At 40.7% G+C, this 13,878-nt stretch carries 17 protein-coding genes; 10 read left to right on the top strand and 7 right to left on the bottom strand.

The annotated features are described in order from the left end of the window. Positions 1-120 precede the first annotated feature (120 nt). On the top strand, positions 121-705 hold the full coding sequence (locus tag GWK08_RS09355; RefSeq protein WP_163606715.1) for an NAD(P)H-dependent oxidoreductase: 585 nt from the start codon (positions 121-123) through the stop codon (positions 703-705). A 94-nt stretch (positions 706-799) separates the two neighbouring features. Here GWK08_RS09355 and GWK08_RS09350 read toward each other — a convergent pair whose 3' ends face one another. From GWK08_RS09350 to GWK08_RS09340, 3 genes are all read right to left on the bottom strand, one after another. Further along, positions 800-1,207, bottom strand: coding sequence for a VOC family protein (locus GWK08_RS09350; RefSeq protein WP_163606713.1), 408 nt, complete (start codon positions 1,205-1,207; stop codon positions 800-802). A 70-nt stretch (positions 1,208-1,277) separates the two neighbouring features. Further along, entirely contained in the window at positions 1,278-1,694 is a 417-nt protein-coding gene (locus tag GWK08_RS09345; RefSeq protein ID WP_163606712.1) for a GNAT family N-acetyltransferase, read from the bottom strand. A gap of 26 nt (positions 1,695-1,720) precedes the next feature. Further along, positions 1,721-2,542, bottom strand: a complete 822-nt coding sequence (locus GWK08_RS09340) for a helix-turn-helix domain-containing protein (protein ID WP_163606710.1) — start codon at positions 2,540-2,542, stop codon at positions 1,721-1,723. A 254-nt stretch (positions 2,543-2,796) separates the two neighbouring features. Between GWK08_RS09340 and GWK08_RS09335 the strand changes: the two genes are divergently transcribed. After that, a complete protein-coding gene (locus GWK08_RS09335; RefSeq protein ID WP_163606708.1) occupies positions 2,797-3,333 on the top strand; it encodes a phosphatase PAP2 family protein in 537 nt (178 codons plus the stop codon). Between the two features lie 3 nt (positions 3,334-3,336). Here GWK08_RS09335 and GWK08_RS09330 read toward each other — a convergent pair whose 3' ends face one another. Next, positions 3,337-4,725, bottom strand: coding sequence for an exonuclease domain-containing protein (locus tag GWK08_RS09330; protein WP_163606706.1), 1,389 nt, complete (start codon positions 4,723-4,725; stop codon positions 3,337-3,339). A 193-nt stretch (positions 4,726-4,918) separates the two neighbouring features. Between GWK08_RS09330 and GWK08_RS09325 the strand changes: the two genes are divergently transcribed. After that, a complete protein-coding gene (locus tag GWK08_RS09325) occupies positions 4,919-5,797 on the top strand; it encodes a DUF5694 domain-containing protein (RefSeq protein WP_163606705.1) in 879 nt (292 codons plus the stop codon). A 16-nt stretch (positions 5,798-5,813) separates the two neighbouring features. Here the strand turns inward: GWK08_RS09325 and GWK08_RS09320 are convergent, their stop codons facing one another. Beyond that, positions 5,814-5,963 carry a helix-turn-helix domain-containing protein gene (locus GWK08_RS09320; RefSeq protein ID WP_317168153.1) on the bottom strand — a complete coding sequence of 50 codons (150 nt, stop codon included), beginning with the start codon at positions 5,961-5,963 and terminating at the stop codon, positions 5,814-5,816. 199 nt (positions 5,964-6,162) lie between these two features. Here GWK08_RS09320 and GWK08_RS09315 point away from each other — a divergent pair, with 199 nt between their 5' ends. The 3 genes from GWK08_RS09315 to GWK08_RS09305 are packed head-to-tail and all read left to right on the top strand — an operon-like array spanning position 6,163 to position 8,740. Further along, positions 6,163-7,143, top strand: coding sequence for a TolB-like translocation protein (locus tag GWK08_RS09315; protein ID WP_163606702.1), 981 nt, complete (start codon positions 6,163-6,165; stop codon positions 7,141-7,143). Then, on the top strand, positions 7,133-7,876 hold the full coding sequence (gene cysE, locus GWK08_RS09310) for a serine O-acetyltransferase (protein WP_163606700.1): 744 nt from the start codon (positions 7,133-7,135) through the stop codon (positions 7,874-7,876). Before GWK08_RS09315 ends, cysE begins: the two co-directional genes overlap by 11 nt. Positions 7,877-7,891: 15 nt before the next feature. Then, complete coding sequence (locus GWK08_RS09305; protein ID WP_163606698.1) at positions 7,892-8,740, top strand: ChaN family lipoprotein; 849 nt, start codon at positions 7,892-7,894, stop codon at positions 8,738-8,740. Here GWK08_RS09305 and GWK08_RS09300 read toward each other — a convergent pair. Further along, a complete protein-coding gene (locus GWK08_RS09300; protein ID WP_163606697.1) occupies positions 8,721-9,422 on the bottom strand; it encodes a LytR/AlgR family response regulator transcription factor in 702 nt (233 codons plus the stop codon). The two genes, GWK08_RS09305 and GWK08_RS09300, sit on opposite strands and share 20 nt — an antisense overlap. Then, positions 9,419-10,186, bottom strand: a complete 768-nt coding sequence (locus GWK08_RS09295) for a sensor histidine kinase (protein ID WP_163606695.1) — start codon at positions 10,184-10,186, stop codon at positions 9,419-9,421. The genes GWK08_RS09300 and GWK08_RS09295 overlap by 4 nt, the downstream gene beginning before the upstream one ends. A gap of 209 nt (positions 10,187-10,395) precedes the next feature. Between GWK08_RS09295 and GWK08_RS09290 the strand changes: the two genes are divergently transcribed. From GWK08_RS09290 to GWK08_RS09275, 4 genes are all read left to right on the top strand, one after another. Then, positions 10,396-11,970, top strand: coding sequence for a serine hydrolase domain-containing protein (locus GWK08_RS09290; RefSeq protein WP_163606693.1), 1,575 nt, complete (start codon positions 10,396-10,398; stop codon positions 11,968-11,970). 2 nt (positions 11,971-11,972) lie between these two features. Next, entirely contained in the window at positions 11,973-12,842 is an 870-nt protein-coding gene (locus GWK08_RS09285) for an alpha/beta hydrolase (protein WP_163606691.1), read from the top strand. A gap of 50 nt (positions 12,843-12,892) precedes the next feature. Further along, the gene (locus GWK08_RS09280) at positions 12,893-13,204 is read left to right on the top strand and encodes a DUF1272 domain-containing protein (protein ID WP_317168146.1); all 312 of its coding nucleotides are present in this window, start codon (positions 12,893-12,895) and stop codon (positions 13,202-13,204) included. A gap of 159 nt (positions 13,205-13,363) precedes the next feature. Beyond that, entirely contained in the window at positions 13,364-13,777 is a 414-nt protein-coding gene (locus GWK08_RS09275) for an OsmC family protein (RefSeq protein ID WP_163606689.1), read from the top strand. Positions 13,778-13,878: the final 101 nt, after the last annotated feature.

Raw genomic sequence — 13,878 nt, 5'->3', positions numbered from 1 at the left:
TATGCACGGCCTCACTTTTCATTTTGATCTTTGTGATATAATTCAGAGACGGGAAAACAAAACTAACTAACGATGTTTTGCGCCGATATTTCTGCTCTGATATGTTAATACCCATATGTTATGGAACGTAAAAAGATCTTAATTGTAATAGGGCACCCCGATAGAGAAAGTTTTAACTACGCCCTTTTGGAAGCTTACCGTAAAGGGGCGATGAGATCGGATGCTGAGATCAGGGAAATACATATTAGAGAACTGGAGTTTGATATTAATCTTAAATATGGTTACCGAAAACCAACAGTACTTGAACCCGATTTGATAAATGCCATGGAAAAAATAAAATGGGCAGATCATATCGTATGGATTTATCCTGTATGGTGGGGCGGAGTACCAGCTATTATGAAGGGCTTTCTGGACAGAGTTTTACTACCGGGATTTGCCTTTAAAAAAAGGAAGGATTCTGTCTGGTGGGACAGATTCTTGATCAGAAGGTCCTCACGGATCATTTGCACCCTCGATCAACCCTCCTGGTACTACCGCTTCATTTACGGGAGCCCGAGCCATAAGGCAATGAAAAGACTTACCCTGCAATTTGTAGGGATACGTCCCACCAGAATAACCACCATAGGTTCTCTTCGGCTCTCAAAGGAGTCGTATAGAAAGACCTGGCTGGAGAAGGTGGAAATGTTGGGCGAGAACAATTTATAGCGATGCAAAGCAGTCACCAACGGTTAGCCGCTATATTTTTTTTAGGTTAAATCAAGTAAAAGCCTTTTCCGCAGAAAAGGCTTTTATCGACGCATTATTTTTTACTACTGTTTCCTGTGTGACCCTCAGGCTGGGCGATCCACCATTGATTGCCCTGAGGGTCTTCTATTCCAGCTTCCTTAAAGCCATAACCCTGCAACACTGGTTCTGCTATTGATTTCCCCTTGTACTCCAGGGCTCTGTTGTAAACTTTATCAACATCACTCACAAAAACATAGAGCATATTGGTCCTTGCCGGCCATTCTTTCCGGGCTCTGCCCATCATAATGACCACATCTCCGATCCTGATCTCTGCATGCTGTACCTGGTCTTGTTTGTTTTTTACTTCCTCCAGCAGTTCACACTCAAAAATATTCAACAGAAAATGGAGCTGATCCTCCACACTGTCGATCATTAAATAAGGGCAAACCCTGCTGTAACCTGATGGTGCTATCGAATTCATACTGTTCTTTTATCGATTGATACCTCAAATTTAGTCAGGGGATAGAAAATAAAATTGAATAAAAACGACATTATCCTTTCTTGAAAAGCTTGAACATTCCGGGGCGGTCGTCAGCTCTTCTGGAATAGCCATAATTCTCGTAGAAGGCCTCAACTCCTTCAGCAGCCATAAGGCCTATAAAAGAATTATGCCGGGCGTGATCTTCGAGATAGACTTCTACCTGTTCCATGATCAGCTTTCCAATACCCATAGTACGATAGTCAGGATGAACAATAATGTCCTGGATATAAAAATAGATGGCTCCGTCTCCGATGATCCTTCCCATACCTATTGGGGTATCCGCATCAAATACACAGATCGAAAAAAGATCATTCTTAAGGGCTTTTTCAACGGTGTGATCGTCCAGTATTGGCCAGTTCGTTGTATTTCTTATACTCTGGTATTCTTCGGGTTTCAGTTTACGGATTTCAAAGTGATAGTTCTTCATTCTTTTAATTAAAATCAGTTCCTCTTTTACAGGCGAACAAAACTTCCGGCTGTTTCCTCCAGGCCTTTGAAATACAAACGGGGACTAATCCCCGAAAAGCTATTAAAATCCCTTATAAAATGAGATTGATCTGCATAACCTGAATCATAAGCCAGCTCTCCAAGTCTGGAATAACTATTCTGTTCATAGAGTTTTACTGCATACTTAAACCTGAGTATACGGGAAAAGAGTTTGGGCGAAAAACCGGTAGTGTTTTTAAATATGCGCTCCATTTGCCGGAAGGAATAACCAGAGTAATGACAAAGTCTGTCCATAGAAATATTACCGTTGTGCTCTATAAGTTTTTGTACCAGGGCATTTGCCACATCATTCCCGGTTGTTTTCTTTCTTTTTAATCTTCGCAGTAGAAAATTGCTAAGCGCTTTTAGTCTTTCCCTATTATTCGCGGCTTCAGCTATTATTTCTTCCATTCGTTTCCCCTCCGAACCTAAAAGAGTATCGATATCTATGGTGGTATTGGTGACTTCTGTTGCGGGGAGATCGAATATAAGATCAGTGGCTTTAGAATAAAAGTATACTCCGATAATGCCGAAAGAACCTTTACAGGTCATTAGTTCCGGCGTATTCATCTGCCCCTGATAATGACACAGTGGAGCAGGGGTGTAGATCCCATTCTTGTTTTTAGTATTGAATTTTTCACCTCTGAACTGAAATATCAGGCCCGGAAAATTATCTGCAAAAAGGCTGTAATCCATCACCTGGTCTGAAGCGGATTCGCATTCCAGGATCCAAAAGGACTTTACAATTCCCCTGAGTTCGGCCGGAGGGTTAAATTTCAAAAATATCATATCGGTGACTGGTAGTTTGTTTTAAAGATATGAAATTCACATCACATTAAAGTGTGAGGGTTTTGAATGATTTCTGTTGTTTTTTAACAGTATAAATGCTAAATCTTTATTTATTTAAGAGTTTAACAAAATAATTTCCTTTATTTACGTTTTAAATAAATAATGTCTTAAATGCTTGTCGAAAAAGCATTCTCCTGACATTTCACTTTCATCAATCAGAACAATAATAAGATTACAAACTGTCAATTTCATCTATGAATAAGAAATATATTATTGTTTTACTTACCCTGTTTATTTTTCAAAATTGCTTAAGTCAGAATAAAACGATCCAGGAAACCGGAGATGTTTTGCAGATCGTGTTACCGGCAACGGCTTTAGCCAGTACAATTATTACCAAGGACTTTAAAGGAACCTGGCAATTTACCAAAGCGTTTGCACTTAACAAACTGGTTACTTTCGGACTCAAAAGAGCCATAAATAAGGATCGTCCTGATATGACAGATCAGAATGCTTTTCCTTCGGGCCATACTTCAACTGCTTTTCAGGGAGCATCCTTTATCCAGCAACGATATGGCTGGAAATACGGGATCCCTGCCTATGTCCTGGCAGGTTTTACCGGTTACAGCCGGATCAATGCCGAAAGACATGATCTTCTGGATGTCTTTGCAGGTGCCCTGGTGGGGATCGGAAGTACCTATCTCTTTACGACGCCTTATCAGCGAGATCATATGGAACTGAGTTTTAGCAGTGGGGACGGGGCCTATATGATCGGATTCAGGTTTAAATTCTAACCCTTAGGACGGTACATAAATTTCCTTGTAGAATACTCTTTTATGATTATGGGATTTTGAGGTATAACTTCTCAGGATACGCTGAATATCCGGATTGTCTTTTTGTGGTTGAATATACGCCTCCAGATCATTTAAGGAATTGATCGCTATAGATTTATCGACAAAACCATATCCGGCATAAACCCCTTCTTTAATAAGAACAACAGCATCTTCATCGGGAGTTCGTCCGTCTTCCCTTATAAGGTAATTATCATGCCCTTTGTTTATATTGCTGATGGCAGTCAGTACCCTGGCATTATATTCTTCCGGACTTTCTTCCTCCCGGCATACTCCTTTACATCTTTTTATGGAATAGTGAGAACAACTGCTGACATTCTCCTGCAGATGACAGTATTTCGGGCACAGCTGAAAATCGGCGCAGAGTTCCTGCATAAAACTTCTGCATTCCCGCAGGCTAAAGAAGGTGATTAACGGATTGGGAATATTTTTAAGATTGTTAAAAGCCAGGTGTAAAATACCTTTTCTATCCTCATAAGAGAACAGACCATATTTTTTGGTAGGTCGCTTCTGACCTTCATTATAGAGCGGGAAATAATGCTTTATTGCTGCCGATTCCATCAGGAGAGCCAGGAGTTCGCTTCCCGAAAGCTCAAAATCTATATTGGCTATTTCCCGGCACATCCGCACCTCCTTATCAGAGCGGTCATAGAAATGCCCAAGCACTCTTTTTTTGATATTGATGGCCTTTCCCACATAGATGATCTTTCCGTTTGCATTTTTAAAATAATAGATCCCTGCTTCATCGGGCAGTTCGCTAACAACGGTTTTTGGCAGGAGGGGAGGAAGGGTTGCTTCCCGGGAGCGGGCATTCAGGAATTTTTTAAACACTAGTTCGGCTCCGTCCTTATTCAGTAATTTTTCAAAAAGAACAACTGTTGCCTGGGCATCGCCCCTGGCTCTGTGCCGGTCGTGGAGTGGGATTTGCAGTGCAGAACACAATTTCCCAAGGCTATAGGAATTATGGCCGGGAAAAAGTTTTCGCGACAGGCGTACAGTACATAGTTTTTTTCTGAGAAAGGAAATCCCCAGTCCTTCAAGTTCGTACTTAATGACATTATAATCGAAATTCACGCTATGTGCTACAAAAACAGCTCCCTCGGTCATATCCATGACCTTTTTTGCTATTTCCCTGAAGGTAGGGGCGTTTGCTACCATTTGATTATCAATCCCTGTCAGGGCGGTAATATAATAGGGAATTTCACTTTGCGGATTGACCAGGGAAGTAAATTCATCTACCACGGTAGTACCATTGTGCCTGAATATGGAGATCTCGGTAATTTTATTACCCTTTAAACCACTTCCTGTGGTCTCTATATCTACAATGGCATACATAAAACTGAATTTTTTTCCGGCTACTAAAGATAGTGAATTAAGCGCTTTGGCAATACCGGAGAGTATAAAATTATATTCCCGCCGGCAGTCTCATTTCATTACAATGAGATATGAAGAAAACACAAGTCTGTAACAATTCATTATCTATTCAATCTTTAAGAAAAACATAGTTGAACAATATAACATTAAGACCATGAGAACAAATTTTAAATTATTCAGCCTTATTTTCATTTTTGTTTCGGGCTTCCTGTTTGCTCAGGACACTGCAGTAGACTATGACAAACATTTTGCAGATGTAAAAAAATCCGAATTACTGCTTTTGGGCACCTTTCATTTTAAGGATGCCGGATTGGACGGTTATAAACCCAAATATGATGTGAATATCATGTCTGAGGAGAAACAGAAAGAACTGATGGTACTTCTGGAAGCAATTAAAAAATACGGTCCGACCAAGATAGCGGTAGAATACCGGAAATCCAGGCAGGGCAGGCTGGACTCCCTCTATAACGCTTATCTGGAAGGGAAATTCGAATTAAGGGCTAATGAGATCTATCAGGTGGGTTTCCGTCTCGGAAAGATGCTGGGACATAAAAAGATATATGCAGTCGATACCCGGGGAAAAGGACATTTTGAAAAGATGAGTGATGAAGAATACAAGCAAAAGGAAATGTACTTTATTCAAAAAGCCAAACCCGAAACCATCCAGAGGGAGCTCATGCTGGACAAAAAGTTTACCGAGATCTACGAAATTGAGGATCAGCTTAAGACCAAAATATCTCTTGTAGATTACTTTCTTCGTGAAAACGACCCGAAAATGTTTAAAAAGAGTCACGGGCACTATCTGATCGGGAATTTTAAAATGGGAGAGGGGAATGACTATTTCGGTCCGGATGCGGCGATGAGCTGGTATAACAGGAACATAAGGATCTTTCACAACCTTTTGGGCATTCAGGAGCCCGGAAAGGATAAGGTATTTCTATTGATCGGTGCGGGCCACCTTCCGATCCTGGATTTCCTGGCCGACAGTTCTCCCGATTTCAAAAAGAGGGAGTTCAAAGAATTTGTAAAATGATGGATGAATGATTATATCAGGGGTGATGTTCCAGTGATTTTAAATACTCATTGGGGGTCATCCCTTCTTTTTTTCTGAACACCCTGTAAAAAGTAGCTTTTGATTTAAACCCTGCTTCTTCTGCAATCCCCATTAAGCTATAAGAATTGTTTTCCGGTAGTTTGATTCATCCCATCATTACCATAAACGGAAGGCAGGATTTTGTGGATTTTGGAGGACGACTCCATGGAAAGTGGTTAAAACCCATAAAAAACGTCTCATATCATCTAATTGAGAATGCTGGACACAATGCCTGGATAGATCAACCGGAAAAAGTGCGTACTTTAGTGTATGAAAGTCTAAGATCAAAAAACAACAAACCTTAAATGAATAAACTGATCATTACAGGGCTCATCCTTATGAGCCTTGTTTCCTGTAAAAAGAAAACTGAGCCCGAAGAGCTTAAACTCAATATCGGGGATATGATAAACTATGAACCTGAAATGCTTGCCCCGGGAGTTATTTCCGGAGCTGCTTTTGAAGGTCATGCCAGTGTTAGCCCTGACGGGAAGGAGATATACTATTCGGTATATTCCAACGATCACGCTTATAGCACCATTGTGTATTCCGTCCGAACCGGAGGAAAATGGGAAGAGCCGCGTATTGCTCCATTCTCCGGAAAGTACAGGGACGGCTCTCCGGCATTATCTCCCGACGGTATGCGATTGTACTTTAGCTCTAACCGGCCTGTAAATGGCAAAGAACAAAATGCGAGCAACGATATATGGTACGTGAACCGTACAGGTACAGGATGGAGTGAAGCCATTCATTTAGATAATAGTATTAACACCCCTTATAACGAATTTTCACCCTCCGTAGACCGGGATGGGAACCTATATTTTTGCTCTAATCGCCCGGAGGGATACGGAGATATGGATGTGTATTATTCCGAGTATTACGAAGGAACCTATAAAAAGGCAGTTATTCTGAACGATTCTGTTAATTCTGTCTATCACGAAGGGAATGTTGGTGTATCTCCCGATGGTAATCAATTGTTTATTATGATCCAGCATAAGCCGGGAGATTACGGATATGACGATATCCACTATTCGAAAAAGATCGATGGGAAATGGAGCAAGGCGAAGAATATCGGTCCCAAGGTGAATACTTATACCTATGATTTTTCTCCGAAGATATCCCCGGACGGGAAAGTATTGTATTTTTCGAGCCGTATCAACAGGGATTTTAACCAGCCGGATTCCTTATATACCTATAGATCCTTCCTGCAATATCTGAACTCCCCCTTAAACGGTTTTGGGAATATCTTCAGGATAGAGCTCGATAAACTTGATCTTGATGATGAGTGAGGATATCTGGGGAGCTATTTGCACAGAGCTGGAAGAAAGTTCGGAAACGGTCGGTATTTCACTCAGGAATGCTTATGTAAAAGAGTGTAATAGTCTGGCAGAAGCTCTTATTTGCCTCTTGTCGGATAAATTATCGGATGATATTCTGAACAGGGATGCTCTTTATAAGATCCTGAATTCAATATTTAAAGGAAGATCGCAAAAGATGGCTTCTTTGTTCCGGAAAGACCTGTATACCTTTTACAACAGAGATTATGCCTGTAGGAATTATTCGGAAGTATTGTTCTTTTTCAGGGGATTTCAGGCACTGGAGGCTTACCGGTTTTCCCATGAATTATATAGATCGGGAGATAAGCTTACCGCAAAATGGTTACAGAACCGGATCTTTGAGAAATATGCGATGGATATTCACCCTGCAGCTGTCATCGGAAAGGGACTGGTCATAGATCACGGGATTGGGGTTGTGATAGGAGAGACCTGCAGGATAGAAGACAATGTGTTTATCTTTCACAATGTAACCCTGGGAGGTACCGGGAAGACCGGAGGTGACAGGCACCCCAAGATAAGCTCCAATGTAGTAATAGGGGCCGGTGCCAGCGTATTGGGAAATATTGTGATAGGGAAAAATGCCAATATAGCGGCCGGAGCAGTTGTTTTAAACGATGTGCCCGAAAATACCACCATGGTAGGTATTCCCGCCAGGCCAAAGGGACAGGCAAATAAAGTTCAATAAATAAAAACAGTAACATTGAAAGGAATTAGAATTTTCACCTTCCTGATCCTGGCAGGATTCTTCGTTCAGTCCTGTGATGATCATAAAAAAACAGAATTGATCCTTTTAGGGACCATTCATTCACCAACTCAAAACTTTAATTCGGATACTCTGTACAATATCCTGGTAAGGATCAAACCCGATGTCATACTTTATGAAGTGGACTCTTCTTTTTTTGATGATAATTTCCGGTTCAATCGCCCGTTAAAAAGCAATGAATTCCTGGCGGTAAGCGGATACAGGAGTAATTATCCGGTAGAAGTACGCCCTTACGATTTTACGGGGAGGAACGAATACCGTATTACAGTAGGATCCAGGCCCACCGATTCAAAAGCCCTGAAATTACTCGATAGCCTGTACCGACAAAAGTTACTCAAGGAGGAACATGAACGCATCTATTCGGATTATCAAAAACTTAATGAATCCCTTAATTCTCTGGTCTATATGCCGGTTCGGGAGTTTAATACTTCTTCAACCGACAGTTTAGCCGCATTACGTCAGTCCTTTCAATACGAACAACTTAAAAATATTATAAGTGAAACTCCTGAGTTTAGTGAAGCTTTTGCTGAAAAACCAAACGGAGAGCTAATAAGCTATGCAGAGGGCTATCGCCTGGCCTCAGATTTCTGGCATCTAAGGAACCGGACCATGGCTTCGAATATATCGAAAATGATAAGGGAATTTAAAGGGAAACGCCTGGTGGTTCTCAACGGATTCTTTCACAGGTATTACCTGAGGTCGGAGTTATCTCCAAAACAGGAAACAGACGACTTTATCATCAGGGAGTTTTACGAATTCGACGGGACTAATTCAGAAGATCGTTGATATTCTTCTTGTAGGATTGCCCGATGGGGATGGTTTTTCCTTCCAGTTTAAGCTGATTCCCTACGATACTCTTAATGTATGCCTTGTTTACGATATAGGAGCGATGTACTCTGATGAATTTTATTGCACTGAGTGTCTTTTCAAAATGAGATAAGGATTCGTGGATCAGGATGGTTTTGTTTTCCAGGTGTATCTTAACATAACCTCCATAACTCTCCATATAACGGATACTTTCCAGTTTTATATGATGGATCTCTTTATCGCCTTTTAGAAAGATACTGCTTTCTTCAGGAGTTTCACCTGATCGATCCTGCTGCTGCACCTTTACGGGTTTGTTCTGCGACAACACCTTGTTATATGCCTTTAAAAAACGTTCCAGGCTAAAAGGCTTCAGCAAATAATCAGACACAGGTAATTCATAACTCTCCAGAGCGTATTCGGAATAAGCCGATGTTATAACAATAGCAGGAGGATTGGAGAGGGTCCGTATAAAATCCAAACCTTTGAGCTTAGGCATCTTTATATCAAGGAAGATCAGGTCTACTTTTTCTTTATGAAGGAACTCAATGGCATCGATGGCACTGGTAAAACTTTTAACGATAGTCAATTTATCCAGTGTTTTGGCGTAATCCTCAATAATATGATGGGCCATAGGCTCATCGTCTATAATAATACATCTCATTTCAGATGGATTAAGAGTTGAAACTTATATTCATTCTTTTCCTTGTTAATCACCATTTCATAATCATTGCCATACAGCAACTGCAATCTTCTTTTAAGGTTTTTTAATCCGATACCCCCGGTTGTCTCTGTCTTATCTTCTTCTTCAAAATTATTGATCACTTCCACAAAAAGTTGCTGCTTTACGGTCGTCAGGTTTATGTTGATATAAGCGTCTTTTACAATTGAATCCACTCCGTGTTTAAAGGCGTTTTCCAGGGGAATGATCAACAGGAGAGGAGCAATTTGCAAATGATCCGACACCCCATTCTTGCTAAAGTTTATCTCTACTTTGTCCTGAAACCTGAGTTTTTGTAATTCTATATAATTCTCCAGGTACTTTATTTCTTCTTTGAGGGAAACTTCCTTTTCATTTCCCTTGTAGATCACATATCTCATGATCTCCGACAGTTTGAGGATCATCTCCGGAGCTTTTTCGGATTTACGATTAGAAAGAGCGTAAAGATTATTCAATGTATTAAAATAGAAATGAGGATCTACCTGGCTTTTTAGTAAGGAAAGCTCCGCCTGTGTATTGATTGCCTGTAATTGCGCTATTTTTTTCTTTTGGAATAACCATTGTATCAGGAAAACAAAACCAAAGACCACAAGAATAAGCAGGGATATATTTACCCTGAAATCTGCAGTATTCCCTACCATCATGGTAAATGCCAGCAAAAGCAGCATGAGTATGGGTGACCAATACGATCTTAAAAAAGCCTTCATCCGGTCAAAAATATTAAAAATACACGGGGCTCCCTTGCATATTTAACGAACAAGGGTAAAATTGAGTTGAACACCTCTTTTTTTGGCATGGATCCCATTTAATTTCATTTTTCGATCATCTGACCCGGTCAAAGCCTGCCTTGTAAAATATTTTTTCCGCCGGAATGGGAGGGTCATAGCTTTGGTTACAAATCATTAAAGAAACTAAAATGAAACACCTAAAGTACGCTCTCATACTTTTTATTGGGAGTATTTTTTACACAAACGCCCAAAGCCTGGATTCCCTGCTGAGTGAATATGCAGTTAACGGCAAAAAACACGGTATCCGGTCTAACTTTAACGGAGTGGTCCTGGTAGCCAAAGATGGAGAGATTGTATTTAACAAAGCATATGGCTATGCAGATATGGAAAAGAAAACCCCGTTAAAGACAGATAGTAAATTCCTGATCGGGTCTGTTACCAAACCTTTTGTAGCCTTTCTTGTCATGCAGCAGGTGCAAAAAGGAAAGATCGGGCTGGAACAGCCGATAACCGATTTCCTTCCGTACCTGGACAAGGAAAAAGGAAAACAGATCACCATTCACGGATTATTATCACATACTTCCGGTTTGGCGCATTACCCGGGTTTGATACCGTATATAAAAAGTCGCGCTTCTTTTTTTAATAAAGCTTTTAGCCCGGAAGAATACGCAATGCTGATCGATAAAACGGGTCTGGTAAATATTCCGGGGACTTCCTTTAATTACAGTAGCCTGGGATATGTCCTGCTGGGTGCAATTCTGGAAGAAGTTACAGGAAAGAGCTTTGCAGAACTTTTGGAAGAAAATATAGCTCAGCCCCTGGGGCTCAAAAACACGGGCTTTGCCGACAATGAATTCCTTTTAAATGAGATAACAAAAGACTACAGCCTGGAAAACGGGAAGTATTCGGAAGCAGAGGACAGGCATCAGAGTAATACCTATACGACAGGGGGAATGCATTCGAGTGCTAAAGATATTTTTAAGTGGACAGAAGCCCTGAAATCACATAAGCTCTTATCCCGCAGATATACTAAAATGATGCTCAGGCCCAATCTGAACGGATATGCTTATGGCTGGTTCAGGAATGAAACTGAAGTTTTCAGGTACAATCCCAATCAACCTTTTTACGGGCATAGCGGAAGAGTAAATGCCTATTCGGCCTATGTATCCCTTTACGACGACGGGACCACGATCATTGTTTTAAGCAATACAGTGCCTATCCAGCCTTATAAACTGGTTGATACAGTTCATAAGTTAAGCAGAGGCGAATCTCCGGACATAAAAACCAGGGTGATCTTGCCTAGTTTCCGGGACCTCGAACATTTTAAAGAAGAAGGAGGGATAGAGGGTATCAGGAAATACAGGGATATCCTAACTGCCAGGGCCGGTTTTCCGGTGTATCCGCCTTCCAGGTATCTGCAAAGGATGTTACAGCTGCATAAGGATAATTTACAGCCCATGGATGAGCTAATGGCAGATATGATCAAAGGGAATCCCCGGGCCGAAGAACTGATCAATAGGCTGGCATATAGTTATTTGAAAATAGATCGGAAAAAAGCGGAGTACTATTTCAAAAAGAATGTGGAAATGTTCCCCGAATCCGCCAATGCATGGGATAGTATGGGTGAATATTACGAAAAGACCGATCAGCTTCAAAAAGCACTAAAAGCATATAAACAAGCGGTGTTTCTTGCAGAAAAGCATCATTATTCCGGGCTTTCTGACTATAAAAAGAATTACAACACCCTCAATCAAAAACTATAAAGATGAAGGTTTATTTAAAAAAGATAGCGTTGCTGTTGGGAACAGTTGTTCTTTCTGTTCTGGCAACGGCACTGTTTATCGAATACAATTTCCAAAACAACAAATACGGTGAAGATGTTATTCAGGCTGAGATCTTTTCAAAATCCATGAATGAAAAACGGCCTTTTATTGTTCATTTGCCTAAAAACTATGACTCCGATACTTCAAGGAGGTATCCGGTAATGTATATTCTGGACGGAACTTCTCAGGATATACATACGGCCCATAAGATTGATATTCTCTCCGAGGCAAAGGTGTTTCCCGAAGCTATAGTGGTGGGAATCCCGAACACAAGCGGAAACCGTAGCAGGGATTTTACCCCTCATTATATGAAGATAGACCTGGAGGATGAAGACAGTAAAAGGGGGAATGGGAATAATTTCCTCCGATTCTTCGAAAAGGAATTGATCCCGTATATAGATGCCAATTACAGGACTTCGTCATTCAGATCGTTAAGCGGGAATTCGAGAGGTGGATTATTTGCACTTTATGCCATGCTTGAAAAACCAGGGCTTTTTAATGCCTATATGTGCTACAGTCCTGCATTCTGGAGGGAAGATAAGTTAATAGTTAACAGGGCAGAGGCCTTACTCAGGAAAGGAAGTAAAAAGAAAGTGTTTCTTTATATGAGCCTGGGATCTGAGGAGAACGAAAAAATGAAAAGGGGTTTCGTTGCCATGGAGAAAATGATAAACAGGAACAGGCCGGAAGGAATGAGCTTTTATATCGAGGTCACCCCAAAGTCTGACCACGGGAGTAATTCCTATAATTCCACGGTATCTGCCCTTGCCAAACTGGGATCTTTTATGAATATAATAGAAAACAGTAATTAAGTGGTCTTTTATTATTATCAGGTATCAGATCTGGTATATAAATATCATTAATGAACCTTATCTTTGATATTATGCTGGAAATAAGACCTTGTTGTGAACATTGCGGGAAAGATCTCCCAAATACAGCTACAGATGCAATGATCTGTAGCTTTGAATGTACCTATTGTGAAGAGTGCGCTACTACCGTTTTTGAAAATGTATGTCCTAATTGCGGAGGCGGTTTTCAGAAAAGGCCCGTTCGCCCTCAGGCTTATATAGAAAAATATCCTCCTTCAGAAAAGAAAGTATTCAAACCCAAGGATATTGAAAGCCTGCAGGAACACATCAATAAATACAGGGAGATCCCACCGGAAAAAAGATAAAGACAATTTCTGTGAACATACGGAAGCAATATCAAAAACCAGGAAAGGTTTTTCCCGGAGATTTAAGAATTAACATAAGGCTGTGAATACCCAATTGTAAAAAACACTATCTTAGAGGTACACTTAGATTTAATTCCAAAAACATTTAAAAAATAAGCTATGAGTACAGTTAAAATTATACTGGGGCAGGTATCGGAGACTGCCGTTCAGATACAAAACAGTGATTTTAAAGTTGTTGTGGATCGCCCGGAATCAAAGGGCGGAGGAGGCCTGGGATTAATGGGCGGACAATATATGCTGGCTGGAGTCGGCGGATGCTTTTGCAGTACCCTCTTTGCAGCAGCTCAGTCCCGGGATATACAAATAGAAGGCCTTAAAGTAGAGGTAAACGGAACTATTAGCGAAGAACTTCCCAAACGTTTTACCGATATCAGCCTGGATATTTCCTGTAGTAGTTGCAGTCAACCTTCAGAGTTTGAGAAATTACTGGCGATAGCCGAGAAAGGGTGTATTTCTGTAAACACCGTAAAGAACGGGATCAGCTTTAAGGTTAGAGAAACCAAAGAAGTTTAAAATAAAACATACATCTTGATATACGGGCCCTGACATTCATCGTCAGGGCTTATTTTTTGGAGTAATTCAAAAAAAATCTTCAGCCCATACAACCTTTTTGT

It is taken from the genome of Leptobacterium flavescens (assembly GCF_010671605.1).
In the GTDB taxonomy this organism is placed as follows: Bacteria; Bacteroidota; Bacteroidia; order Flavobacteriales; family Flavobacteriaceae; genus Leptobacterium; species Leptobacterium flavescens.
The sequence above is the reverse complement of the archived record's forward strand: the minus strand, read 5'-3'. Positions and strand labels throughout refer to the sequence as shown.